Below are 23,816 nucleotides of genomic sequence, written 5' to 3'. Positions count from 1 at the left end.
ACATACTACAAATTAAAAAACAATATCCGAATATTCAAAAAAGTAAATAGGTTACCGTGCTCTGAGAAATATATCCACATTTTTGCTAAAAATTCCTTGCCATTAATCGTGCAAAGCAATATAATTCTCTTAGATCTGTTCAGAAAGAAATATTTAAATTTTTTAATCTTGTATAAAATTTATATGTAATGTGGTCATGCATCTAAATTTTGCTATACAGAATTTTTTGTTACTTGTGGAAAGGCGTGGAATATGGCCTCCTTTAAACTTGCTGTTCGCTTTTCTGGAAAACTAGTAGAAACTTTAGAGTTTGACAAGGATCAAGTTACTATTGGGCGCGCACCAGATTGTGATGTTGTTGTTGATAATCTAGGTGTTTCTAGAGTTCATGTGCAAATAGAGAGAACTGGTGATTTTTACATTTTACGCGACTTGAAAAGTAACAATGGTACATTTGTTCGCGGAGAAAAAATTGCAAAGTACAATCTAAATCACGCTGACGAATTTTTCCTGGGAAAACATTCTATAACATTCTTAAAAGGGGATGAGGACACCGAAGACGAGTGGTTGGATAGCTCACCTAATACTGAAGTAATTCAGGAGGGAGCACAAGGACGAGACATTCAGGGAATGACCATGTCCATGAATGCAAAAGATATAGCTTTAATGCAAATTAAGAAAAAAGCTAACTTGGCAGCATATCTTACAATAACAACTGATACTGGATTTCGTAAGCAGTTTCCAATAATTAAAACAGCTACATTTTTCGGGACAAACAGCAACTGCGAATTTCCTCTTGAAGGTTGGTTTATAAATAAGCGCCATGTTGTACTTTTACGTGAAGACAATGGTTTTCGTATCATTCATTTAGGAAATAAAAAACCTCCGAAAATTAATGGTCAAGAAGTTGACGATCACAAATTAAAGCATTCTGATGTAATCGAAGTAGAAAATATCCGAGCAACATTTAACATAGGCAGTCCTTAAGTAATGTTATGACAATGGCAACTGATATACAACTAAACAACTTAATAGATAAATTACTATTTCAAATTTCTCAAAAAAAAGTAAGTGAAAATGTCCAAGATATATTGGACTCTTTTTTTGAGCAAACGCAAGAAAAAGATATAGTAGATAATATACTACAAAATTTTTCAGAGACCTCAGATTTTTGGAGATTAAATATAATCTCCTACTTACTATCTCAATGTAAAAGTAAAGTCTCGAAAGAATCCATCCAAAAATATCTTTTAGAATCAGAGTTGAACGACTATAAACGCAATCGTTTGGTTCTGGTTTTACAAGAACATCCTAATTTTGATTTTAGCAATTTTGCGCAAACATACCCTCTAAAGGTTAAACTTGTCAATTATGCTGTACGTAGTTTAGTAAACAACATTGATGATCATGGTGAAAATCTTGAGGAAATAACTAATGATTTGCAACCCAAATTAAATGATCCTGTTTTTTGTGAAAACTTGATCACCAACTTATGCTACATATACAAAAAGAAAAGTATATGGCTTTTGGGTTATATTGCAGAATCAACAACAAACGAAGCAATTGCTTCTTTAGCAATACAAGCTTTAGAGAAGCAAAAATCGGATCACGCAGCTAAGATTTTAAATAATCTAACTATCCATAGGTCAAAAAATTTAAACGACGGAGATGAAAATAACAGTTCTTTCCAAAAAATATCACCATGTTTTATTTCTTGGTTAGACAGTTACGGAAACCAAATGATAGTCTGTTGTAGTGAAAACGAAGGTAACTACGGTATATCGACATTCATGATAAACCAAGAAAAAGGTTTACAAAGTTTTTTATCTTGGAAAAATATCACTCACTCAAAACAGAAATCTATCATAGAAGACTGGAAACAAAATACTGACTTGCGTGAAATTCCTTCTGAAAAGGTACAACAAATTTTACAAGGATCTTTGTGGAACAACAAAAGTGAACAAGTTGCTCCTCCAGTATCTTTTATATTACGAGATATTTTTCCTGGCCAACAACTTATGCCAACCAAGTATACCGTAAATTTATCTGTTGATAAACAAGACAACAATTACCGGCTTATACAAAATTCAGGTTACCTAGTAAAAGAATTTCCTTTTAACCAGTGGTGGATGAATTCTAAAAATTGCCAAGAGTATGTTGTAAACAATATTGCTGAACAAAAAAATGTAGACTATTCTGCGCTACAAAGTTTCATTAACGAATTTTGGGAACAAAAGCGCAATCAAATAGCCAACAAACTTTTGTTAACAGCAGACCTTATGCGCACCATATCTCCCAACAAATATCAAAAACAGATAGCAACATCTTTAGCGTTATACTCTTGTTTGCTAAGTAATAATAAACCGATGTGGGATATACCTTTTATAAGGCAATTAGCTCTCGTCAATATTCGGCAAATTCAAAAACAAAATTAACTCTTGAAGCAAATATTGTGAACTTATGTCTTTGCAACTATAAACATTCAACAAGTAGTCAGGAGTTGAGATGCAAAAAATTATGGTTATATGCCTCATTTTTGTTGTAGGTTGCACTTTAACTACAGAAGAAGTGGCGAAAAGAAATGAGTATCTAGAGCGTGCTCAAACTTATTACCGTGGTAAAAAGTACATGAATGCTTTACAACAAATTGAATTAGCTCTAGAAATAGATGCCTACAGTAAAAGAGCTATTGTATCTAAAGCTTGGACTTTGTTTTACTTAAATAAAAATGACCGAGCAGAAAAATGGTTCGTCAAAGCTCATGAGATGGACAATGCTGATGTATGGACCCACCAAGGCTTAGCAGCTGTGTATTTTAAACGTGGAATGAGTATTGGTAAGCGTTTAGATAAAACATTACTTGAAATATCAAATGTTGACGAAAACCAACAAAAAGCAAAAGAAAAAGAAATTAATCAAACAATTAATAAACAACGTCAAGAAGCTGAGTTGTGGTTTGAAAAAAGCTTAACTCACTACCAAGATGCGATAGACTTTGCTGACGAAGGTCAAGATTTGTATAACATGCTGGCCTCGGTGCATTCCATGATTGCTTTGCCGTATTATAGCGATGCGTCTAGATCTCTCAACGAATACCAAGAAACAGGAGAAACTTCAAGAAAAGAGTCTGTAGGTATTTTTGTTGAAAAAGGTTTGCCTAACTACGAAAAAGCACTAGGCTATCTAGAAAAATATATAAAATTCACTAATGAAGAATTGATTCCTATTGAAAAATACCTAGCAGACAAAAAAGCACAAAGAGAAAAAGTAGGACTTCTTGAGGATGAACATGCCAAGTTAGATCGACAAGTTGAGTTTTTTGAATTGCAACGCCAAGTAAATCGCAAGCGAAATAGAATAGCACAAGGATTTGCGGGAGATACCGATTATAAAATTGCAGTACTCATGAAGAAAGCAGAAGAACAAACACAAAATGAACAGGAATCTTCAAAGTATAGAACACTGTTTAAAAAACATATAACATTAGCAAAAAACCGTATTTTTGATATGGTGAGAGATTTCCCTGAAATGAAAAGTGGTGCGCGCAATTTAGCAAATATTGCCAAATTAGAAGGCGACTACAAAACAGCAATGAAGTATTTGGAAGAATATATTAATAAAAACCCCATGATTCGCCCTATTGAAAAAGTAGAAGTACAAGAAGAAATGGAATTGTTAAACTTCGACCAAAAAAACTAGGATGTTAGAGTAAAGAAAGTTGTAAAAATGTCAGGAAAACTTTTATTACGTGGAATATATGGAAGTGTAAAAGGAAAAGAATTTTATATTGAGCTAGGACAATCTGTTACTCTTGGCCGCAGCCGCTCATGTGATATCACCTTAGGACGAGATGGAGAAAATACCCAAACAATCGTCCACGAAGGTGTTTCAGAAGAAGCTCATTTTCGCAGTGTTTCAAGAAGACATATGCGCATTAGTTTTTTTGGTGAAGAAGAAGTAAAAATAGAAGATCTTTCTTCTAACGGTTCGTATTTAGACGGAGACCGCGTCGAGGATATTTCTATTCACGATTTCAAGGAAGAAGTGCATGTTATTCTACTTGGAACCAAAGAAAAATTTATTTTAGAATATATTGACTAGAGTCAACAAATTATCTTTTCTTTATAATAAAACGAAAAAGAGGGAAACAAACTCTTTTTCGTTTTTTATTCCCTACCCACTTCAACAACATCAACTTTCAATCTTTAAATATCACAAAATTTGCAACGCAACTAGTAGTTGGGTAAAATATTTTCGCTATTTGAAGACTCAGATTCTTTTGGTGACCATGGGCTAGATTTATCCAACGCAAATGTTGAGATTTCAGATCTTATTCAAAGTAATATTGACAAAAAAAGTTGGGATAATAATGTAAATCTTTCCACAAAAAGCCATCTTCTTATCATAAAACAATCATCTGAAATCCAAAAAAAAGTCAATAACTTCCTAAACGATCTCCACAATAGCATGTCAAAAAACTACCAACGCGTATGTCTTTGGGTACAAGTCGGCAAAGCTGCGAATGATTTACAAGAGGTATCCATGCTATCTACATGTAATAGGCGCGAAGCATCGATTAAATCCGGAACCCTTGTCATGAGTAATACTCCAGAAGCTGTCGAAAAGCGTCGCGATTTTATCAAATATTACTCTTCAACACCACTAGAAGATCAAATTGATAAACGCAACAGTTGGAAGTGTCTATAATTCCAATTGTAAAAGGAGATACAATTGAGATTAGCGTTAATTGGGTATGGCGTCGCGAAAAAATGTTCAAGTAGTTTTAAGATCGTAGTAAAAAATTGTAAAACGGTGAAGATTACCTCTGTAGGAAACGATTTAAACTTATTTGTTGGCGCTTCTATTATGAAATAATACCATGCAAGTATATTGCCAAATTTGTAGTAATATGGAATCTTGATATTGTATTCTTATCGTAACTACAATCGTTTTTTTAACAGAGACTTGATGAAACGGAGAAAATTATGAATGTCGTTAAATCTAAAACTTTACACGAAGTAGAAAATGATACAGAATACTACGGCTGTACATTTTATTTAGAACATCGAATCGAAGAGTTAGCGAATTGTAAATTTGATAATTGTAGTTTTCGCAATAGGCGTGTAGAAATTGCCAAAATGGAAAATTGTCGTTTTATTAACTGTGCTTTTACCGAATTTTTTATTCGCAAAGCGGACAAATATTTTAATGAAGAACAGGATCACTATTCTAAAAGTGTACCGAATGAACAGGATTTACTTGTTATTAAAACTGCAAAGACAGAAGAAGAAATAAACCGTGCGGCACGCGAAGGTTTTTTTCCGCTAATAAAAGTGATATACCCAGATGAGACTATTGGCAGTCCTCTTTTTGTTTCTCAACATAAAAAAACAGGAGAAATCTATACTCGTTATATGGAATCATCGCAAGATATTAAACCCTTAATTAATTCTTATTACTATCCTCATCGTTTTCCTAATCCTTTTGCTGCATATTTAATCCCCAAAGATTTGAAAAAAGGAACTAGGGTGTGGGTTGAATGTGTAATACAAGATATCGTAGCCGCTTTTGGTAACGAAGGGTACAATTCTAATTCGCGCCTTATCTCTGGGGAAGCAATATGGAATGGTAAAGATCTTGAAATTCAGTTTAATCCTAATACAGACGCTGAAGTGTGGTTAGGTTAATACTATGTTTTTTGACCCGCAAACAAAGAAACTTTACGCAAAAGATGGCACTTTAATTAAAAAATTACACTGCCCACTTAAAATGCACATTTCACAAATGCAAAGTCACAATTCTGATTTGTTTTGCCATCAGTGCGATCATACTATAATTAATACCGCTAACTTAACCGAAAAAGAATTACAGGATATTGTACGCAAAAATCCGGAAGTTTGTGTTTCTGTTAGTTCTCAGCAAAAAAATGTGATAATCCAAAATAATTTGCCGGATCATTTTTCGATATAAGGTTTGTGATGGAAAAAATAACAAGGAAATCTTTACAAAAAATAAATCATAATACCGAATACCATGCTTGTACTTTCCATGTAGAACACCGCGTTCCCAATCTAAGTGGAAGTGTATTTCATAACTGTAGTTTTAGACATTGGGCGGTTATCATAAACAAAATATTCGACTGTAGATTTATAAATTGCAATTTTTCGACTCTGTTATTGGGTGTTGTTAAGAATACTTTTTTCGAAGGTGGTTATATTCAAAGCTTCAAAATTACACCAGATAAGGAATATCACTCTCTTGAACTTATAAGCAATGTAAATATTATTGAATTTAATCTTTCTTTCACATTCATTGATTATTCTATTGTTCGAGGATATAGAGGAAGCGCCTTCATTCCTTTTCATCATTTTCCTGAAAAAATATTTGAGTTATCCTCTTTACAAAAATTAAATTTGAGTCGCAATAAAATACAAACTATACCAAAAAATATCAAAAAACTTAGAAACTTACGCGAATTTTCGATATCTTCCAACAATTTAAGAACACTTCCTGAGGAAATATATAAGCTGACCTCTTTAAAATCTTTAGATATGAGTCGTAATAATCTTGATTGGGTACTCAAGAAAAAATTACAACGCTATTTACTAGAATGTAAAGTTAGATTGTAAAGATTTTTTGCAAGATCAGTAAAAAATGTTTTGTTATAAACACTTTCTTTTATACAGTTTTGCTGCGACACACGACCTATTCCTAAATATGCGCCGGACAATGCTCCAGCCATACACGCAACAGAATCAGTGTCACCACCAATAAAAATAGCATCTGCTATTACTTTTTCGTAAGAGTTAGGATTCTTCAAAAATGAATACAACGCTATGGGAAAAGATCTTTGTGCAGTGATATCACTTCCTAATATTTGTAGCATATCTTGTGTGGATCGATTTTTTTCTAAACCGTTTTCAATCTCTTCTATCGCTACTTCGTATTCACGAGTATCTTGAAAATAAGACTTAAATTTATTGAGTGTCACTTTAATTGGATTCGTTACTCTAGAGTAATGAAATTTTCCTTTCATATTTATAACAAACATAATCGCAACAGCATTTAATATCGCAGCTTGAACAGCTAAACGATGAGAATGGGTTGTTAGCGAAGAAATTCTTGCTATTTGAATTAATTTTTGGTAGTCGTTACAAAATCTGAGAGCAACGGGAAGAATTCTAACAACCGAGTTATTTCCATAAGAGCCTTCCGCAAAACACATTTGTGATAATGATGTTTTATTATGAGTTTTTCGAACATGGCAAATTATTTTTTCCATGGATGGACCATATCTTCTCCACTCTTCATAATACCTGACAAATTCATCAAGTAAGCTCTCACCATCTAATCTTCCATTTATAAGCCAGTGACTAACAGCGATAATCGTTTGAGTATCATCGGTAAAACAACCAAATTGCCATTTCCCAAAAGAATCGCAAATAATATCTTCTTCGAGAATATCATCGATTGTTTTATATTTACTATTTATATATTCTGACGAATGCGCTTCAACAGCCGCTCCGATAACATCACCAACAACAGCTCCAAAAATAGCACCAGTAAACTTACTAAGGAGATCATTCAAGGTAATTATTCCTTTAAAGTAACACAATATCTTTAACTAAATCTTGAATAAGCGTTCTTAACCATATTTGTTCTGGGCTATGGTTTGCTACTTCGTGCCAAAATAGTCGCACGGGGATTTGAGGTGCTTTCACCGGAGGAACGAAGGATTTTAGATTGTACTCTTCAGCAATAGGAACACTCTTTGGTATTGTAAGAATATAATCGCTATCTGCCAGTACCATCAATGCAATTAAAAAATTAGGAACCATTACCGCTACGCGCCTCGAAAGCCCTAACTTTTTTAATTGCGTATCAATAATAGAAGTTTTTCCACCTCCAGGTGAAACTAGTATATGTTGGTATTTAGTATAATCTTTTAAAGATAAATTATTTTGAATTTCAGGGTGATTACAACTCACTAAACAATGAAATTTTTCTTCCCACAGAGGTACATGCAATAAACGATCCACAAATGCTGGAAAAACTCCAATTGCTAAATCGAGGCGCTTTTGTTGCAAATCATTTTCAAGGCAGTCAACGCGAATAGGTAAAATTTCAAGATCTATTAGTGGAGCGCAAACATGCAATTTTTTTGTTAACTTAGAAAGAAGAACACAACCAGCTAAGTCAGACAAAGAAATACGCATTTTTGTCTTCAGCATTTGTGGTGAAAACGATTTTTCTAATAAGTGTGCTTGATCAAGTTTTTCAAGAGCAGGTGCGATATGAGTAAATAGATTTTCTGCAAATAATGTTGGTACCATACCAGTACGCGAACGTACAAATAAAGGATCTTTAAAAAAATTTCTCAATCTTTTTAAAGCATTACTCGCTGCTGGTTGCGACATACCCATTGCCTCCGCAGCTCTAGTTAAATTTTTGTGTTTTACTAGAGTTACAAAAAACAGATAAAGATTTAAATCAATCATATTATTCATAATAATGATAATAACATATACACATTATCTATTAGAAATATATTTAATTTTTATTTATATTAGGGCGTGTCATCATGCAATACAGATAAAAATATAACGGATTCATTTAATGATACGCCAGTAGTATTGAGCCCGAGCCCGTTTGCGAGCCTGCGCCCGAAAACTTTTTGAGAGCGACAGAAAGTGATTTATTGGTTCAATACTAGTTTTTTGCGATGGAAAAAGAAACTTTGCTTCTTTGATAAATTGTTAGTGAAAGTTTCGGAAACGGGCTCGGGCTCGAAAAAACACACAATATTTTGAATGATGACACGCCCTAATACTACAGTTGTAACTAAGTACAGTTCCTTATTTTTCGGTGTTTCTAGCTGTTTACAAATAACAGTATTTTTTGCTATTTGAGAAGAGCTATCGATAGGATGGGGCCTACAGAGTGTCTAATTTTTGTAGCTACCTATTTGTTGTTTTAATTACAACTGTAGTACTAAGTGAGTAACAAAAAGTTTTTGAGCACGTTTCAAGTCAGTGTAGAATTTGAGTATCAGAGCAAGGACAGCCTGAGAGGCACATAACTGTAGCTATGTAACCGAAGGCTCAACGCCGCTCTGACACTCAAAGACAAGCTGCGTGTTCTTAAAAACTTTTTGCCACTTGCTTAGAATTCGAGTGTCAGAGCAAGGACAGCCTGAGAGGCACACAAAAAGTTTTTGAGCACGTTTCAAGTCAGCGTAGAATTCGAGTGTCAGAGCAAGGACAGCCTGAGAGGCACATAATTGTAGCTATGTAACCGAAGGCTCAACGCCGCTATGACACTCAAAGACAAGCTGCGTGTTCTTAAAAACTTTTTGCCACTTGCTTAAGTGTAAAGCTACATTATTCAAATTTTAATTATTATTCTATATTCACACTTAATATTCTTAGAAAGACAAAATATGAAACCTATATTATATGGTATTCCAGTTTCCCCTTTTTACCGCAAAATCCGCATACAACTTCTAGAAAAAAATATTGACCACCAAATAGAAGTTTTGCTACCTCTAGAGAAGACACCGGAACTATTGAAATTAACTCCTTTAGGAAAAATACCTGTATTAAAAGATAAAGAGGGGCGCATTGTAAACGATAGCTCTGTTATTTTTAACTACATTGAAGATGTTTATGGCGAAAATCCTTTACTACCCAAAAACCCATATGAAAAATCTCGCGCAAGATGGTTTGAAGAGTATGCTGACAGTCATTTTTTTAATACAGCTGTCGTCCAATATTTTTTCCAAAAATGCGTAGGTCCCTATGTTTTTGGTCAACCAACAGATGAAACAATAGTTGAAAAGGCAGAGAAAGAAGATATGCCAAAAATGTTTGATTATTTAAGCCAAGAAATTGAAGGTAAAGAATACTTCGCAGGAGAAAGTTTTGGTTTAGCTGATATTGCTCTAGGAGCTATGTTTGCAAATCTACAGTTAGCAGAATACAAGCTTGGTAATGAATATACAAGTTTGCAAAATTGGTTGGAAAAAACATTGTCAAGGCCATCTTTTAAGACAACGTCAAAGGAAGATAGTCAAAATCTTAAACACATACAATCTCAAAAATCTGTGTAAGGAAAAAAATGAGCGATTCTTATGTTCAAGTTTTTGTAAGATGCGAAACAAACGCATCTATCTATGAAGAAGTAAGTAACATCGCATCTTTGCAATTAGAACTATTTCAAAAACAACCAGGTTATATTAACGGCACTGTTTTTAAAAGCAAGGAGAGTCAGACAATACTTACACATTTGCAGTGGAAAACACTTGCAGATCATGAAGCTTGTTTAAAAAACCCAGATTGGCATAATAACGAAAATAGCCAAAAGTTTTTACAGTGGATACAAGAAAGTAAAATCAAAATAAAACCAGAAGTGTATGAAATTATTGCAGCAACAAACCAAGAGAATTGCTAGAGAATAAATTTATAGTTGTCATTCTTAAACAAATGACAACTAACCTGGCAAAGGTAATTACTCTTTGAATGCAGAGCTTTTACTTTCTAATACAGTGCGACGAGAGTACGCAGTAATAAAACTAGAAGTTAAAAGAGCAAATGACAATGGGCAAATACTTTTGGCAGGTCACTTATAAAAATATAGAGGTATGCCACACACACCTATACTAAAGTAAATTTTTTACCACGCGAAAACCAGAGAAACGATTACCTCTATTTGCAGCAATTCTACCTCGATAAGCACTGCGACAAAAATCGGCAATATAATAATAGCTTCCGCCGCGAATAACCCTTGTAGATGGAAACTCATCGTCGATCCACGCTTTGTCCGTTTGCGGGGCATCGTTATAATCAGGATGCCAAGTATCTAAACACCACTCCCAAACATTCCCAAGAGTATCATAGAGTCCAAAAGCATTTGGCTTTTTTTCTCCGATATCGTGCGTTTGACCACCAGAGTTATCACCATACCAACAATACGCATCATCTATGCGATTTCCCCAGTAGTATTCGTAACTACTACCTCCTCTTGTTGCATATTCCCACTGCGATTCGGTAGGTAACTTAAAATCATATTTTTGACAAAACTCTTGACAAATTTCCCAACTTACGCTTTCGACAGGACGTTTATCTCCTTTAAAAAAAGAAGGATTATTTCCCATCACTTTTTCCCACATTTCTTGAGAAATAAGATGTTTACTAATGAGAAACGGTCGAATAGTAACAGTGCGCATGGGCTTTTCCCAGTCGTATTTTTCGCCACCCATAATAAAGTTTCCACCAGGAATTAACGAAAAAGAAATACCGGTAGCCGAATGTTCAAATTCATCGATTTTAAAGAGTACATCACCACAATTATATGTTTGTTTTTGTATAAACTTGAAGCCACTACCCAGAATATCACTATGAAGGTTTTTAGATTTTCTCTCTTCTGGAGGAAGCATCAACATATCAACATCGTGAGGAGACACTTCTTTTGCTTGCCACCACTCAGGACATTGGCGTAAAACGAGTCCCCAAGCCTTGTTCTTAATATCTTCATTACACAGTTTACTTGAAATGAACAAATTATATTTTTCTACTTCGTGAGTAAGACGCTTTTGGACATCCTCGATTTTTTGATTTTCAATACGTTTAAGTCTACTCGAATTTTCTTTATGAAGTTTACTTTTTATTTCACGAAGTTCTAAAAGCTCGCTTTCAACTTTTTCTTTTTCTTTAAATATCTTTATTACATTGTCAACTTCATCATTTTCGTTATCTATATCTTGAACATTGCTAATATGAGATTTAATTCGCGGTAGTTCTCTCTCTTCGATTACTCCAATTTTCTTCTCTATATTACCAATTTCTTTATTCGTCGTGTGGATTTGTTGCGAAGTCGCCACATCCTTAAAACTATCAGCCGCCAAGAAAAAAAAGTATTCTCCATTATGGTTATGATTCATTACTCTGATAAATGGAAATGCTTCTTCGTGATCAACTAGGAGAGCACAAACGTCCAAAAACAAAGCAGAGGTAATCAATTGAGGTTGTTTGTTTTCAGCAAGAGCTTCTATGATAGCGTTAGTAAAAGCACTGCGATTATTAATGCTATCAACAGGCGTTTTCGCTGAGTACACTACTTGACGCGATTTTTTGACATACCAATTCGTTAGCATATCATTTTCCATATCATTTTTTTCTTCTTGGGTAACTAAAAAATCACCGTGAAAAAAAGAATCGCAAAGGATAAGAATATGGCGTGCACGACAGTAATCAGTAAATTTTTTAACTTCATAATTACTCACCCATTTGCCCAAACTTTCTTCACTAGCATCAACAGGAATCCAATATCCTTCGTTGGTCCACTCGTCAATTACTCCATGACCAGAGTAAAAAATAATAAGAGAGTCTTGTTCTTTAAGACCTGTAGAAAATTCGCGTAAGTAGTGCAAAATGTTCTCTCTTGTAGCTTCTTTATTGCAAAGACTTAAAATGTTTTCTTCTAGAAAATTGTACTTACTCATTAAGATTTGAGCGATGTCTTGTGCATTTTGTAGTGGAGCCTTTAACCGTTCAACATTCTGATATTCGTTGATTGCAATGACAAATAAGTAACATTGTCCCAAGGTTTCATTTTTTGTCGTCACAATATTCTCTCTTATCTATGTAAAAAAATAATAGATTTTTGTAAGGTATTGTTGATAGTATCTACTAACTGTTTAAAGTATTTTGTTTGAGGCACCGTAAAAAACGCCTCTTAACATATAAAACATTATACTCTATTTTAAACTATTATAGCATATCAATTACAATAGTTTCCAGAGTATATTTTAGGAGAGAGAAATGAAAAATGCAATTTTAGTAGTTCTTACTGTTGTTTTAAGTTGTAGTATTAGTGCAGATGTTTTTGATAACTGGAACGAAAAATACAATGGTCTAGTAAAAGACTATGTTAAGAGCAGTACAGTAAAAGGTATCAAAGGAAACTACGTAGATTACAAAGGATTAAGAAGTGACAAGCGCGTTAATCAATTACGCACACAATTAGCTTCTTTACCATCATTGTCTTCTCTACCACGAAATAAAAGGCTAGCTTGCTGGATTAATTACTATAATTTTTTAACTCTGCATGTTGTTGCCAAAAATCCAGGATTAAAAGGTCTTCAAGATTTGAATAAACCGAATAAAAATGTGTGGAATCAAAGCGTTGGAAAAGTATTAGGTAGCTCTTACACACTAGACCATATAGAACACAAAATCATTCGCAAATATTTTAAAGAACCACGCATACATTTTGCTCTAGTTTGTGCAGCTGTTAGTTGTCCGAATTTACTAAACGAAGCATATACAGCAAATAAACTAGAGAGTCAATTGCAATCTCAACTACGCGCATTTGCTCTAAACAAGAAAAAGGGTATTAACCTCGACAAAAACGGTCGTGTGCTGCGGTTATCTAGTTTGTTTGACTGGTTTAAAGATGACTTTGGAGGGAATAGCAAAAAATGGCTACAGAACAACAAGATTATTCCGAGTTATGCACTTAACTACAAAGTCGAATATTTAAATTACGATTGGGATCTTAACGCATTGCCAGGAAAAAATTAGATAGGAACAACGATGTCTGCAAAGCAAATTTACTCAAAGTACACAAAATGGTTGCACACACAGTGGCCAGCAGGGACAGCAGAAAAACTTCCCGAAGTAGGCGAAGATGGCACAACAAATATAGCTGGAATATATGTAATTGGTGACTTGACAGGTATACCACTACTAAAATTTTCAGCAGAGACGGCGACAAAATCGATAAAACATATTCTAAATGATAATCAATTTCAAAAATCAAACGATAAAAACGTTATTGATGTTGCTATTATTGGCGCTGGAGTGTCTGGTGTTTCTGCCGCAATTGAAGCAAGCAAAGCTAAGATAACTTATAAGGTATTTGAAGCATCAGAAACGTTTTCTACAGTTGCGAATTTTCCCAAAGGAAAACCTATCTATACATATCCAACAGATATGGAACCAAGTGGTGGCCTTAGTTTTAAAGCTGATGTAAAAGAAAAACTTCTTGAGGAAATGGAACAACAACGCAAAGAATATTCCGTTGAGGTAGAAAACGCGCGTATTGAGAAAATAGAACGAAGTAAAGGTATTTTCCACCTTACACAAAAAGACAAGGAACCAATAAAAGCGCAACGTGTAATTGTTGCCATTGGGCGTAGCGGTAATTTTCGTAAACTCGGCTGTTCTGGAGAAGAATTGTCGCACGTATACAATCGACTGCACGACCCAAAAGAATTTGCCGGAAAAAACATAGTAATTTTTGGAGGAGGAGACTCTGCACTCGAAGCAGCAATTGCCATTACATGCTGCGGAGGTCACGTAACACTTAGTTACAGAGGAAAAGAATTTACACGACCAAAACCCGACAATGTATCGCAAATAGAAAAGTTAGTAGAAGATCCAAACTGCGAGGCCGGAGTTGAAAAACCAACTTCAGAGCGCGTAACCACAAGTGCAAACTCAAAAATGCGCGGCAAAAACCCCGCAGGCTCTCTAACTTTAAAAATGCACACTACTGCTAGTAAAATCACCGAAGAAAATGTGGTGCTAAAAAGCAATGATGGTTCAAATGAAGTCATTGAATGCGATATTGTATTTTCGATGATTGGACGTGAGGCTCCTTTGGATTTTTTCCGACGATCAGGCATCAAAATTACCGGAGAATGGGATTCGAGTTTAGTTGGTTTCCTTCAGGAAAATTTTTCACAATCGCGTTTAAACAGATCATTGGAAAAACTAGGTGTAAGAGCTGCTAAAAAGTGGCGTATTGGTACTCTGGAACGTTTCTCGATGTTTTTTATGTTTTGTATGTTTCTCTATCACTGGAAGTCTGGTAGTTCCTTTGTGTACAAAATATTTAGCGAAAACAATTGGTTTCCGTTTAACGTCCCGAGTTTCTTAAATGCGACATTCTCATCCTCGCCGTATTTAGAAGCACTTGCGATATCTATGAAATCTCCTGGCTTTTATATTACCGCTTTGTACTGTATTGTTATTGTGATATTTGGTATTAGACGCATACGCCGCCGTAAAACGCCTTATGTGACTCTCCAAACAATTACTTTGATGATAATACAAGTTTTTCCGCTATTCTTGCTTCCGGAAATTATATTGCCATTTGCAGGAGTGGCAGGATATTTTGATTCTGGTTGGCTAAAATCTGCTGCGGATAGTTTATTTCCACTTGTAGAATATGGACACGGTCGCGAGTACTGGCGTGCATATGGTTTTATCTTCGCTTGGCCACTATTTGTTTACAATATCATGACTTGGCAACCGCTATGGGTATGGTTTGCAATTAGTATGATACAAACATTTGTTCTTATTCCTATCATGGTTTGGAAATGGGGAAAAGGAGCATATTGTGGATGGATATGTTCTTGTGGAGCTTTAGCAGAAACTCTTGGCGATACTCATCGTCATAAAATGCCACATGGACCACGCTGGAACCGCCTTAATATGGTCGGACAAGTTATTTTGTGGGTTGCTCTTGGAATGCTACTTTTACAAATTCTTTCGTGGATACCATTTCTTGGTTTTATAAGACGTATTCCAATGATGATACTCGACAATGGATCGATTATAAGCTACCACTATATTGTTGATCTTTTTCTGGCAGGAGTCGTTGGTATTGCGATGTACTTTTGGTTTAGTGGGCGCGTATGGTGCCGTTTTGCTTGCCCTTTGGCAGCTCTCATGCATATTTATTCGCGTTTTTCAAAGTTTCGTATATTTTCAGAGAAATCAAAATGTATTTCATGCAATGTTTGTACGTCTGTTTGCCACCAAGGTATTGATATCATGAATTTTGCCAACAAAGGTTTACCAATGGAAGACCCTGAATGTGTGCGTTGCTCTGCATGTGTGCAACAATGTCCAACAGGAACACTTTCTTTTGGGGAACTTGGAAAAAATGGTGAAATTATCAAAGGATGGCTGCAAGCGTCACCAGTACAAATGAAAGAAAAATAATAATTTTAGTGCAAATTGCTAAAAATTGGGCTACACTATCAAAACGTAACCACAATAGTACAATAACCGTACATTGTGGTTATTTTATTTTTCCACATTCCTTATTTTTATTGTGTGGCGTAGTATGTTATTAGAATTAAAAATTAAAAACTTAGCAATCATTGAATCCGTAGAAGCTCATTTCGGAATAGGGCTCAATGTTATTACCGGAGAAACTGGTGCTGGAAAATCTATTCTTCTTGCAGCACTGAATTTAGTTATCGGCGGACGCAGCGACAAAGAACTTATTCGCTCTGGCGAAGAAGAAGCTTCTGTTGAAGCGATTTTTTCTAACGCACAGTCCGTATGTAGTTTGCTCGACGAGTGGGGAATTGAAGCGGATTTAGAAGAACCCATTATCCTTCGTCGGTCTATTCATATTAGCGGACGTTCGCGCGCTTTTGTAAATTGCTCCGCAGTACCAACCAATCAAATTCGCAAACTCGCCCCATTACTGCTTGATTTTGGCCGACAACATGAACAAAGTGTACTAATGAATGCTGAACAACATGTTGAGCTTCTTGATCGTTATGCTAACCAAGATAGTAATAAAGTGGCGAAAAAATATCGCGAAGTTATCGAGCTTGAAAAAGAATTTTCGCGACTAAAAGCAGAAAAAAATACGCGTTTAGAAAAAAAAGAATTTTTACATTTTCAAAAAAACAACATTGAACAAATAGACTTACAACCTAACGAAGAAGAAGAACTAACCAACGAACTAAATCGACTTTCCGATATAGACCATTGCCGCGAATTAGCTAAAACTTGTGAAAAAGATCTTTATAAAAAATCCGAATCTATCCATGAACAACTAGCAGATGTTGTTTCTAATTTAACAGACCTTTCCGCGATTGATCCTTCTGTAGAACACATCACTAATGACCTAGATAATGCACTCATTGCAGTACAAGAGGCAGCAGGAAGTTTGCATAGTTATGAAAAACAACTACGAGCTGATCCTGAACAAATAGAAGAAGTACAGGATCGTCTTGACCAGGTCATTGAACTACAAAACCGCCATGGTGGAACTTACGAGTCGGTAATTGAACGCTATAACGAAATAGATGAAGAACTTAGTGTATTAGAAGAAAAAGACCAAAGATTTGATGCTCTTCACGATATTATTGAAAAAGCCAAGAAAAATTTATGTCACGCAGCGCTCAAACTTAGCAATGCTCGCGAAAAAGCAGCAAAAAAATTAATGCCTCTTATCCAAAAAGAATTACACGATCTCGCTATGGAAAATGCATCCTTTGTAATAGATTTACAAAAAGTAACCGATGATGCCAATTCAATTGCTTATGCAATAGAAGGAAAATTACACTACATAAATAGCAGTGGCACTGAAAACGTCTATTTTTTGTTTTCGGCAAATAAAGGTGAAGAACTGCGTTCTTTAGAAAAAGTAGCTTCCGGCGGTGAAATGAGTCGTATTATGTTGGCAATCAAGAGAATTATTGGTGGCGCGTTTGCTGTACCTACAGTGATCTTTGACGAAATTGACTCCGGAATATCAGGGCAAGCTTCTACTTCCGTTGCGCAGAAACTAAGGCAAATTGTCGATGATGATATGCCACCACAGCAAATTATTTGTATATCACACACAGCACAAGTCGCAGCAGAAGCCAATCACCATTTCTTAGTACAAAAGCAAACTCTCAACGAACGAACAAGGTCGCAAATTGTCAAAATGAATTATAGTGAGAGACTAAACGAAGTAGCAAGAATGCTTGCTGGAGACCAATCAAAAACGCAAGCTCTAGCTCTCGCGGAAAAATTAGTGAAAAAATAGTATATTTTTGACGGATAGTTTACTATAATATTAGTAAGCGCAAACACTAAAACGCGCTTATTTAAAATAAATGTAGAGTTATTTTTTTAAGTTGTAATTAGGGCACGCCCCTAACTTACCCTCATTACCCAGGAGGTCAGTCAATGAAAAATTTGACTATGAGCATACTTATTGTTTTACTTTCTTCTTTTGTTGTAGCTGATGGGCTACCTTCTTATTTGAAGGTGCGTGAAAAACAACGCAACGATGATTTTGACGCAAGCGTTCTTTACGCTGGTGAAGAAATATCTATAGTTGTTGATAAATCAGTAAGAAGCCTTGATGCAAAAGAGATGAATCGCGATGATTTGTTTGCTATTCGTTTTTTAAACACCGACAAAATTTTACCGAGATTAGATGAGTTCGGTACAGTTCTTTTTATCGATGAAAAGAAAAACGAAGCAATCATGAGTTTAACTGACGAGCAAAAAATTGATCAACTTGCTTCTTTACTTCATACTGAAGGTGGTTGTATTGGTTGTGGATCTATTCTTAAGCTTTCAAAACCAAGTGAAACAATGAACCAGAGAAGAGTACAACCATCAGCTTTAGCTTCAGAATTAGTTGAAAAACTTATGACTGCTGAACCACAAAGCGACGTTCAAGAAATTGTTGATATGGTAAACATTGACAACATTAGTGCTTACATTTCACAATTATCTGCATACCACAACCGTCACCACAGATCTTCGACAGGACGTCAATCTGCAGATTATATCTACAACACACTTAAAAGCTACGAAAGAAACGGCTTAACGGTATCACAATTTCAACACTCTGGAACACCTCAACCTTCAGTAATTGCTCGTTTAGAAGGTACAACTAATCCAGATGAAATAGTGATCATTGGTTGTCATATCGATTCACTTGCTGGCTGGAGCAGTGCTAACAAAGCACCAGGTGCTGATGATAACGCTTCAGGTACAGCGACAGTGAAAGAACTTCTGCGCATTATCTCTACATACAACTATAAATTCAAACGCACTATCGAATTTCATGGATATGCTGCTGAAGAAGGTGGACTTGTAGGTTCTGGTGAAGTAGCTTCTCGTTATAGCTCTCAAGGTAAAAACGTTGTTGGTATGGTACAAATTGATATGTGTCTATACTCTTCAGCTTCTAAGCCTGAGATTTGGTTAATTACTAATGATACCAACGCACAACATGTTAATCTTGCAGCAAGATTAATTGAGCAATACACAACAGCGACTTGGAAAAAAGGTCCAATTAAGGGTGGAACAAGTGATCACCGTTCATGGCACCGTAAAGGATATCCTGCAATTTTTCCTTTTGAAAATCCTAATTCGTATAACAGACACATTCACACAGCAAACGATACAATTGCTAAGAGTGGTAACTTTCCTTTCGCTCATAATATGGCTAAACTAGGTATGGCTTACATTCTAAGTATGGCAGAATTGGTTAAGTAATATTAGTAGAGAAAAAGATTGTTGCTAACTGAATTGACTACATAAGGAGCGGGTATGAATAAAATCTTATCTGTTTTTGTTATATTACTACTTGGTTGTTCAATGTTATTATCTGCGTGTACTCAAAAACGAGGATATCGCGGCGGTGTTCGTGGGTCACAAACTGGTGTACGCGACATTGAAGATATTGATCGTGCTCACCGTTATCTTGATGAAGATGAGGATTACGAACGAGAGCAAGAAAAATATAAAGAACAACAACAGCAACAGGAAGACTCCTACGGTTATTAAACCACATAATAAAGCAAAAGCATATGCTTTTGCTTTATTAGGAGTATCGTTCTACTAATTTATTTGCAAGATATCGACAAATAATTCATCATATTTTTTCGAACACTTCTTAGCATCCACACGGAGTTCGCGCACAAACTTACGCTCTCGACGACCAATTTTTTCATCTACAGTAATTATTTCATGGATTTTTTGTGCTTTTTTCGATGTAATATTGCCGTCTTTTAACATAAATTTCCTTAAAGACTTAAAGAAAAATTGCTCAAACTTTTGATGTTTTGTTTTTGCTGTGTTGCGAAGATGTATTAAAAATTCTAACTCTTCCTCATCAATGACACTATCTTCTAAAATCATTTCCTTAATTAAGCGCGTTTCTCGAGCATCTATTTCGCGATCTACTAAAATTAACTTAGTCGCCAACTCTTTCCAATTAGCCATATTATGAGCCTTTCTAGCTAGATACATGAAAAGTAGGTGTAGTTTGTGAGGAATAACGATATTGTATTGGTTTGAAGGTGCTGCCTGAAAGAGGACATTACTCCCAAGAATTTCAGGTTCTTTAAAAACTGATTGATAGTACATATGATCAACACAAGATAATAAAAAATGTCGGGATTATCAAGAGTTTATTGTTTTTTGCTTGCGATCTTTTATAATCAATATAAATAAAGTGATGTGACAAAAGTAGTTGGACATTTTTAAGTGAGTCGCAAAAATTTTTTGAGCACGTTTCAAGTCAACGTAGAATTTGATTGTTAGAATAAAAACAGCCTGACAGGCACATAACTCTAGCTATCTAACCGAAAACTCGACGCCGCTATGATACTCAAAGGTAAGCTGTATACTTCTAAAAATTTTTTGCAACTTGCTTAATATAGTAATTTTATTCCAAAGCAACAAACGACGAAGGCACATAACCATAGCTTTGTAAGTAATTGAGGAGTGGTCAAGTTCTCGAATAAAAGAGTAAGATGTGTGGAATAAATAATATACCTATCTTTGTCAGATCAATTGTAGTACGAGCATACTGTCAGATAAGGAATAAATTTTAAGTAGGTCTTGTTAATTTTCAGAAACCAGTATTAAGGTATGTTGTTAGATAATTTAAGAAAAGATGATAGCATATCTACATTCAAGGGGATGATTCATGTATCAATTAACTCCAACGTTTCGATTTGGCGTTATTTTTGGAATTACTTTTGCTTTATATACTTTAGCAGGTAGATTAGCTTGGGAAGTAGAGGGACATATATCTATCATGTCGCATGTATCTAATTTTTATATTAATTACAGCTCAAGTGGGTTCAAAGCTCTTTTTTGGGGAAGTATTTGGGCATTTGTGGATGGTTTTATTGTTGGAGTTTTATGGTCATGGTTACGAACACAGCTCCCGCAACATTAAAATCTGTCTACGCACTCTATACAATTCATTAACTCAACCTCAAAGCGTTCAGTGAAACTGCACCCGACTTATAAAAGTCGGGTGCAGTTTCACTGGTAAAATTTTGAGTTTGAGCTAATGGCATTAGCACACCAATTAATTGTTAGCTCCTTTATCACTATCTTCGTCATCGTAGTCGTCATCGTCTTCTTCATCACTATCTTCATCATCGTAGTCATTATCGCTATCTTCGTCGTAGTCGTCGTCATCGTCTTCTTCATCACTATCTTCATCATCGTAGTCATCATCGCTATCTTCGTCGTAGTCGTCATCGTCTTCGTCATCGTCCCCCCAAATATCCACGTCTTCTTTTTCCTCAGGTTGCTCATTGTCCTTGTTTATTCCAACTATCTTAATAACATCTTTTTTAAGTTTAGAATCTTTCAAATTCGGAACCAGTCCTCTAAGGACTTTTATTATAACTTCTTGAACTTTTTGGTATTGCAGCATACCTAGTAAAATAGAAGCTACTTTTTCACTTATCTTAGCATCGTTTACTACATAATGACCGAGAACTTCTATTAGATTTCGGCGTTGCGTGTGATCAGAGATTTTTATAGCTTTTTCTAGACTAGATATTGTCTGCGGAGTACACGTTTTCGGCATGTACAAAATTTCAACAATCTGCGAGTGCGTTTTTTTGTCACTTATATGAGAAATAACAACAGGCACCACTTTTTCTTTGATAGTTTCTTCGAAAATTTCAGATGTCTCTATTTTTTGCAAGATTTTACAAATACCAACTATATCATTCACTTTTCCTGAGTTAGAGAAATTTGTGAGTGTTTTTTGTAATTTCTTTTTTAAGTAATCCTTGTATTCGTTTTCAATATGAATGATATGGGCGCGTATTTTTAATTTTTGCCCGTCGATATTAACAACAACGGTATCCTTCTTGTCTTGTAGTAATGTCGTGATGTTTCCTTGTGAGAATTTAGTTTGATAATTTAACTCTAGCCAAATATGGTTGTTTTGTACTGTTGGTTTTAGCGATAGATAAAGTAATTCGTTTGGATGTTTACTATATAAAACACTGCTACTTTCATTTTTTATCAAACGCGAAGTTAATTTTTCATTTGCAAATGAACATTCAATGCGTACATTTTTCGATAAATTTTGGCGTAGAGAATGTAATGTTTGTCGTAACTCTCTATGAAAACCGGATTGAGCTCGCACAAACAGGTAACCACTATACAAATCTATAAAATTTAGTTTTTTCGAGTCTACAGTCAACCATTGTGGAATTTTTTCATCTTGTAATGCGCGAGTTATTTTTTCGACTTGTGGCGATAAAAAATCTTTTTTGAAGAATTTGCCAACAATCTCTTTACTAGTTGTTTTTGCAAGGGATGAAAACTGCTTTTTTTGTTGGTATAGAGAATAGTCATTTTCTTCAATTAATAAACTGTTATTCAGTTTACAAAGATCTTGAATGTAGTAAGAGTGAGCGATTGAGAGAGGACTATTTTTTTTCTGAATAATCACTATTCCATTTTCGATTTTGTATTCAAAGTTAAAAGGAAATAACATTATATCTAAAATAGATGCTAGAGATAGTTCTTTTACCTGTATGTCTACATTCAGACTTTCATCCATAACAGAAGGATTTAAAATAATGTTAAGGCCTGTTGTGTGGCGTAAAAAATCAACGACTTCTACCAATGGCGCTTCTGTAAAGTGCATTGTAAGGTGTGACTCTTGTAAAATGCGTTTTATTTTTTGCGCGCTTTCTTGTTGATTTTTCTTTGTTTGGATAGCTGCTGAAGATGAAATTTTTGTTTTTATCAACAAGGTTTTGTTGTTTGGTAAAGGCAGCGCACTAATTGTTGTTTCATAATCAGTCAAAACTATCGACACTCCTTTATCACCGTATTCCGAAGACAAATTAGAACAAGTAAATTGATTATGGAATTTAACGGTTGTGTCATTGATAATTACTGGTAAAAACACCAAGTTAAATTTGAAGTTCTCCTTCTTGGTACTTACAGAAGAAACTACATTACTCAATGCCGAAATTAAACTTTGATGAATAAGTTTTTTTGAAGAAAAAAACTCTTTTCCATTGTTCATTTTGTAGTTTTCTACTTCATATATAAATATTTCGCAGCTTAATGGTCGTTGTGAATTTTCTAATTGTTTTAAAAATGTTTCGACTTGTTGATGTATGTGTTCTATATTTTTTACAACCAAAAATCCACCGCGAAAACCTATAGAATTATCATTCCAAGATCCAGGTGCAATCATTGAAGTAATAACATTTTTTAGTTTTTGTTTATGAGATTCATTTTGAAAAACGAAAGTTTGCTTTTGTTTTCCTTGCACTATATACTGTGTAGGTAACCGCAAACTACGTACATCATATAAACGAACAAATCGTTTTCTAAATGCGAGTTCTGACTCTATTGTTGTTACAAATAGCACATCATGTTGAAAAACATAAGTAAGACCAAAAAAATCACAGAGTAAATTTAAAGCTGTCTTGAGCTTAATACTTTCTACAGAAAACGTAACTTTTTGCCCCTCATCTTGGAATTTTTTTAGAACCACAGGATCTACAAGCAGGTTAATGTTCGCAGTTACACGAATCAGACGAATTACATCGTCAAATGGTACATCTACAAGATCAAGAGTAATCGATACATTTTCTAAAACGCGTTGTATTTCGATTTCTTTGCTACTCTTAGCGTATTGTGCAAAACCAGTTACAAAGCAAAAACATAAAATAATAAGCTTTTTCATAAGCTTCTCCTAAAAAAAATGATTTTCTACCCTAT

Annotated in this window: 21 protein-coding genes; 16 read left to right on the top strand and 5 right to left on the bottom strand. The window is 34.9% G+C overall.

Features of this window, described 5'->3' with window-relative positions:
- The first annotated feature begins 252 nt into the window (after window positions 1–252).
- The 8 genes from UABHE_RS18505 (at window position 253) to UABHE_RS18470 (ending at window position 6,629) form a co-directional block, all read left to right on the top strand.
- Window positions 253–987: an FHA domain-containing protein gene (locus tag UABHE_RS18505; protein WP_372364725.1), complete on the top strand. Its 735-nt coding sequence runs from the start codon at window positions 253–255 to the stop codon at window positions 985–987.
- Between the two features lie 14 nt (window positions 988–1,001).
- Window positions 1,002–2,435: a hypothetical protein gene (locus tag UABHE_RS18500; protein WP_372364724.1), complete on the top strand. Its 1,434-nt coding sequence runs from the start codon at window positions 1,002–1,004 to the stop codon at window positions 2,433–2,435.
- A gap of 70 nt (window positions 2,436–2,505) precedes the next feature.
- The gene (locus UABHE_RS18495; RefSeq protein ID WP_372364723.1) at window positions 2,506–3,699 is read left to right on the top strand and encodes a tetratricopeptide repeat protein; all 1,194 of its coding nucleotides are present in this window, start codon (window positions 2,506–2,508) and stop codon (window positions 3,697–3,699) included.
- Window positions 3,700–3,726: 27 nt separating this feature from the next.
- On the top strand, window positions 3,727–4,101 hold the full coding sequence (locus UABHE_RS18490; RefSeq protein WP_372364722.1) for an FHA domain-containing protein: 375 nt from the start codon (window positions 3,727–3,729) through the stop codon (window positions 4,099–4,101).
- Window positions 4,102–4,239: 138 nt separating this feature from the next.
- Window positions 4,240–4,707: a hypothetical protein gene (locus UABHE_RS18485; protein ID WP_372364721.1), complete on the top strand. Its 468-nt coding sequence runs from the start codon at window positions 4,240–4,242 to the stop codon at window positions 4,705–4,707.
- A 278-nt stretch (window positions 4,708–4,985) separates the two neighbouring features.
- Window positions 4,986–5,687, top strand: a complete 702-nt coding sequence (locus tag UABHE_RS18480; protein WP_372364720.1) for a hypothetical protein — start codon at window positions 4,986–4,988, stop codon at window positions 5,685–5,687.
- A gap of 4 nt (window positions 5,688–5,691) precedes the next feature.
- A complete protein-coding gene (locus UABHE_RS18475; protein ID WP_372364719.1) occupies window positions 5,692–5,970 on the top strand; it encodes a hypothetical protein in 279 nt (92 codons plus the stop codon).
- Between the two features lie 8 nt (window positions 5,971–5,978).
- A complete protein-coding gene (locus UABHE_RS18470) occupies window positions 5,979–6,629 on the top strand; it encodes a leucine-rich repeat domain-containing protein (RefSeq protein ID WP_372364718.1) in 651 nt (216 codons plus the stop codon).
- Here UABHE_RS18470 and UABHE_RS18465 read toward each other — a convergent pair.
- Both UABHE_RS18465 and UABHE_RS18460 read right to left on the bottom strand, forming a co-directional pair.
- Window positions 6,599–7,588, bottom strand: a complete 990-nt coding sequence (locus UABHE_RS18465) for an ADP-ribosylglycohydrolase family protein (RefSeq protein ID WP_372364717.1) — start codon at window positions 7,586–7,588, stop codon at window positions 6,599–6,601. The genes UABHE_RS18470 and UABHE_RS18465 overlap by 31 nt on opposite strands.
- A 13-nt stretch (window positions 7,589–7,601) precedes the next feature.
- Complete coding sequence (locus UABHE_RS18460) at window positions 7,602–8,498, bottom strand: LysR family transcriptional regulator (protein ID WP_372364716.1); 897 nt, start codon at window positions 8,496–8,498, stop codon at window positions 7,602–7,604.
- A gap of 941 nt (window positions 8,499–9,439) precedes the next feature.
- Here UABHE_RS18460 and UABHE_RS18455 point away from each other — a divergent pair.
- On the top strand, window positions 9,440–10,108 hold the full coding sequence (locus UABHE_RS18455; RefSeq protein ID WP_372364715.1) for a glutathione S-transferase family protein: 669 nt from the start codon (window positions 9,440–9,442) through the stop codon (window positions 10,106–10,108).
- 8 nt (window positions 10,109–10,116) lie between these two features.
- Window positions 10,117–10,449, top strand: a complete 333-nt coding sequence (locus tag UABHE_RS18450) for an antibiotic biosynthesis monooxygenase (RefSeq protein WP_372364714.1) — start codon at window positions 10,117–10,119, stop codon at window positions 10,447–10,449.
- A 208-nt stretch (window positions 10,450–10,657) separates the two neighbouring features.
- Here the strand turns inward: UABHE_RS18450 and UABHE_RS18445 are convergent, their stop codons facing one another.
- The gene (locus UABHE_RS18445; RefSeq protein ID WP_372364712.1) at window positions 10,658–12,622 is read right to left on the bottom strand and encodes an SUMF1/EgtB/PvdO family nonheme iron enzyme; all 1,965 of its coding nucleotides are present in this window, start codon (window positions 12,620–12,622) and stop codon (window positions 10,658–10,660) included.
- Window positions 12,623–12,818: 196 nt separating this feature from the next.
- Between UABHE_RS18445 and UABHE_RS18440 the strand changes: the two genes are divergently transcribed.
- The 5 genes from UABHE_RS18440 (at window position 12,819) to UABHE_RS18420 (ending at window position 19,601) form a co-directional block, all read left to right on the top strand.
- A complete protein-coding gene (locus UABHE_RS18440; RefSeq protein WP_372364711.1) occupies window positions 12,819–13,580 on the top strand; it encodes a DUF547 domain-containing protein in 762 nt (253 codons plus the stop codon).
- Window positions 13,581–13,592: 12 nt separating this feature from the next.
- A complete protein-coding gene (locus UABHE_RS18435) occupies window positions 13,593–16,010 on the top strand; it encodes an NAD(P)-binding domain-containing protein (RefSeq protein WP_372364710.1) in 2,418 nt (805 codons plus the stop codon).
- Window positions 16,011–16,134: 124 nt separating this feature from the next.
- On the top strand, window positions 16,135–17,841 hold the full coding sequence (recN, locus tag UABHE_RS18430) for a DNA repair protein RecN (protein WP_372364709.1): 1,707 nt from the start codon (window positions 16,135–16,137) through the stop codon (window positions 17,839–17,841).
- 143 nt (window positions 17,842–17,984) lie between these two features.
- Window positions 17,985–19,310, top strand: coding sequence for a M28 family peptidase (locus tag UABHE_RS18425; RefSeq protein ID WP_372364708.1), 1,326 nt, complete (start codon window positions 17,985–17,987; stop codon window positions 19,308–19,310).
- Between the two features lie 54 nt (window positions 19,311–19,364).
- On the top strand, window positions 19,365–19,601 hold the full coding sequence (locus tag UABHE_RS18420) for a hypothetical protein (protein WP_372364707.1): 237 nt from the start codon (window positions 19,365–19,367) through the stop codon (window positions 19,599–19,601).
- 54 nt (window positions 19,602–19,655) lie between these two features.
- On the opposite strand, the gene UABHE_RS18415 is transcribed toward UABHE_RS18420, so the two are convergent.
- The gene (locus UABHE_RS18415; RefSeq protein ID WP_372364705.1) at window positions 19,656–20,039 is read right to left on the bottom strand and encodes a hypothetical protein; all 384 of its coding nucleotides are present in this window, start codon (window positions 20,037–20,039) and stop codon (window positions 19,656–19,658) included.
- A gap of 709 nt (window positions 20,040–20,748) precedes the next feature.
- Here UABHE_RS18415 and UABHE_RS18410 point away from each other — a divergent pair.
- The gene (locus UABHE_RS18410) at window positions 20,749–21,003 is read left to right on the top strand and encodes a hypothetical protein (RefSeq protein WP_372364704.1); all 255 of its coding nucleotides are present in this window, start codon (window positions 20,749–20,751) and stop codon (window positions 21,001–21,003) included.
- Between the two features lie 135 nt (window positions 21,004–21,138).
- On the opposite strand, the gene UABHE_RS18405 is transcribed toward UABHE_RS18410, so the two are convergent.
- A complete protein-coding gene (locus UABHE_RS18405; RefSeq protein ID WP_372364703.1) occupies window positions 21,139–23,781 on the bottom strand; it encodes an STN domain-containing protein in 2,643 nt (880 codons plus the stop codon).
- Window positions 23,782–23,816 lie beyond the last annotated feature (35 nt).

This window comes from Candidatus Uabimicrobium helgolandensis, from assembly GCF_041508025.1.
In the GTDB taxonomy this organism is placed as follows: Bacteria; Planctomycetota; Uabimicrobiia; order Uabimicrobiales; family Uabimicrobiaceae; genus Uabimicrobium; species Uabimicrobium helgolandensis.
The sequence above is the reverse complement of the archived record's forward strand: the minus strand, read 5'-3'. Positions and strand labels throughout refer to the sequence as shown.

Excerpts from the sequence above, each read along its gene's own strand:
- UABHE_RS18490 (WP_372364722.1), top strand. The coding sequence starts at position 3,727 with ATGTCAGGAAAACTTTTATTACGTGGAATATATGGAAGTGTAAAAGGA.
- UABHE_RS18495 (WP_372364723.1), top strand. The coding sequence starts at position 2,506 with ATGCAAAAAATTATGGTTATATGCCTCATTTTTGTTGTAGGTTGCACT.
- UABHE_RS18415 (WP_372364705.1), bottom strand. The coding sequence starts at position 20,039 with ATGGCTAATTGGAAAGAGTTGGCGACTAAGTTAATTTTAGTAGATCGC.
- UABHE_RS18455 (WP_372364715.1), top strand. The coding sequence starts at position 9,440 with ATGAAACCTATATTATATGGTATTCCAGTTTCCCCTTTTTACCGCAAA.
- UABHE_RS18505 (WP_372364725.1), top strand. The coding sequence starts at position 253 with ATGGCCTCCTTTAAACTTGCTGTTCGCTTTTCTGGAAAACTAGTAGAA.
- UABHE_RS18435 (WP_372364710.1), top strand. The coding sequence starts at position 13,593 with ATGTCTGCAAAGCAAATTTACTCAAAGTACACAAAATGGTTGCACACA.
- recN (WP_372364709.1), top strand. The coding sequence starts at position 16,135 with ATGTTATTAGAATTAAAAATTAAAAACTTAGCAATCATTGAATCCGTA.
- UABHE_RS18460 (WP_372364716.1), bottom strand. The coding sequence starts at position 8,498 with ATGATTGATTTAAATCTTTATCTGTTTTTTGTAACTCTAGTAAAACAC.
- UABHE_RS18500 (WP_372364724.1), top strand. The coding sequence starts at position 1,002 with ATGGCAACTGATATACAACTAAACAACTTAATAGATAAATTACTATTT.
- UABHE_RS18480 (WP_372364720.1), top strand. The coding sequence starts at position 4,986 with ATGAATGTCGTTAAATCTAAAACTTTACACGAAGTAGAAAATGATACA.
- UABHE_RS18440 (WP_372364711.1), top strand. The coding sequence starts at position 12,819 with ATGAAAAATGCAATTTTAGTAGTTCTTACTGTTGTTTTAAGTTGTAGT.
- UABHE_RS18425 (WP_372364708.1), top strand. The coding sequence starts at position 17,985 with ATGAAAAATTTGACTATGAGCATACTTATTGTTTTACTTTCTTCTTTT.
- UABHE_RS18475 (WP_372364719.1), top strand. The coding sequence starts at position 5,692 with ATGTTTTTTGACCCGCAAACAAAGAAACTTTACGCAAAAGATGGCACT.
- UABHE_RS18410 (WP_372364704.1), top strand. The coding sequence starts at position 20,749 with ATGTATCAATTAACTCCAACGTTTCGATTTGGCGTTATTTTTGGAATT.
- UABHE_RS18470 (WP_372364718.1), top strand. The coding sequence starts at position 5,979 with ATGGAAAAAATAACAAGGAAATCTTTACAAAAAATAAATCATAATACC.
- UABHE_RS18420 (WP_372364707.1), top strand. The coding sequence starts at position 19,365 with ATGAATAAAATCTTATCTGTTTTTGTTATATTACTACTTGGTTGTTCA.
- UABHE_RS18405 (WP_372364703.1), bottom strand. The coding sequence starts at position 23,781 with ATGAAAAAGCTTATTATTTTATGTTTTTGCTTTGTAACTGGTTTTGCA.
- UABHE_RS18450 (WP_372364714.1), top strand. The coding sequence starts at position 10,117 with ATGAGCGATTCTTATGTTCAAGTTTTTGTAAGATGCGAAACAAACGCA.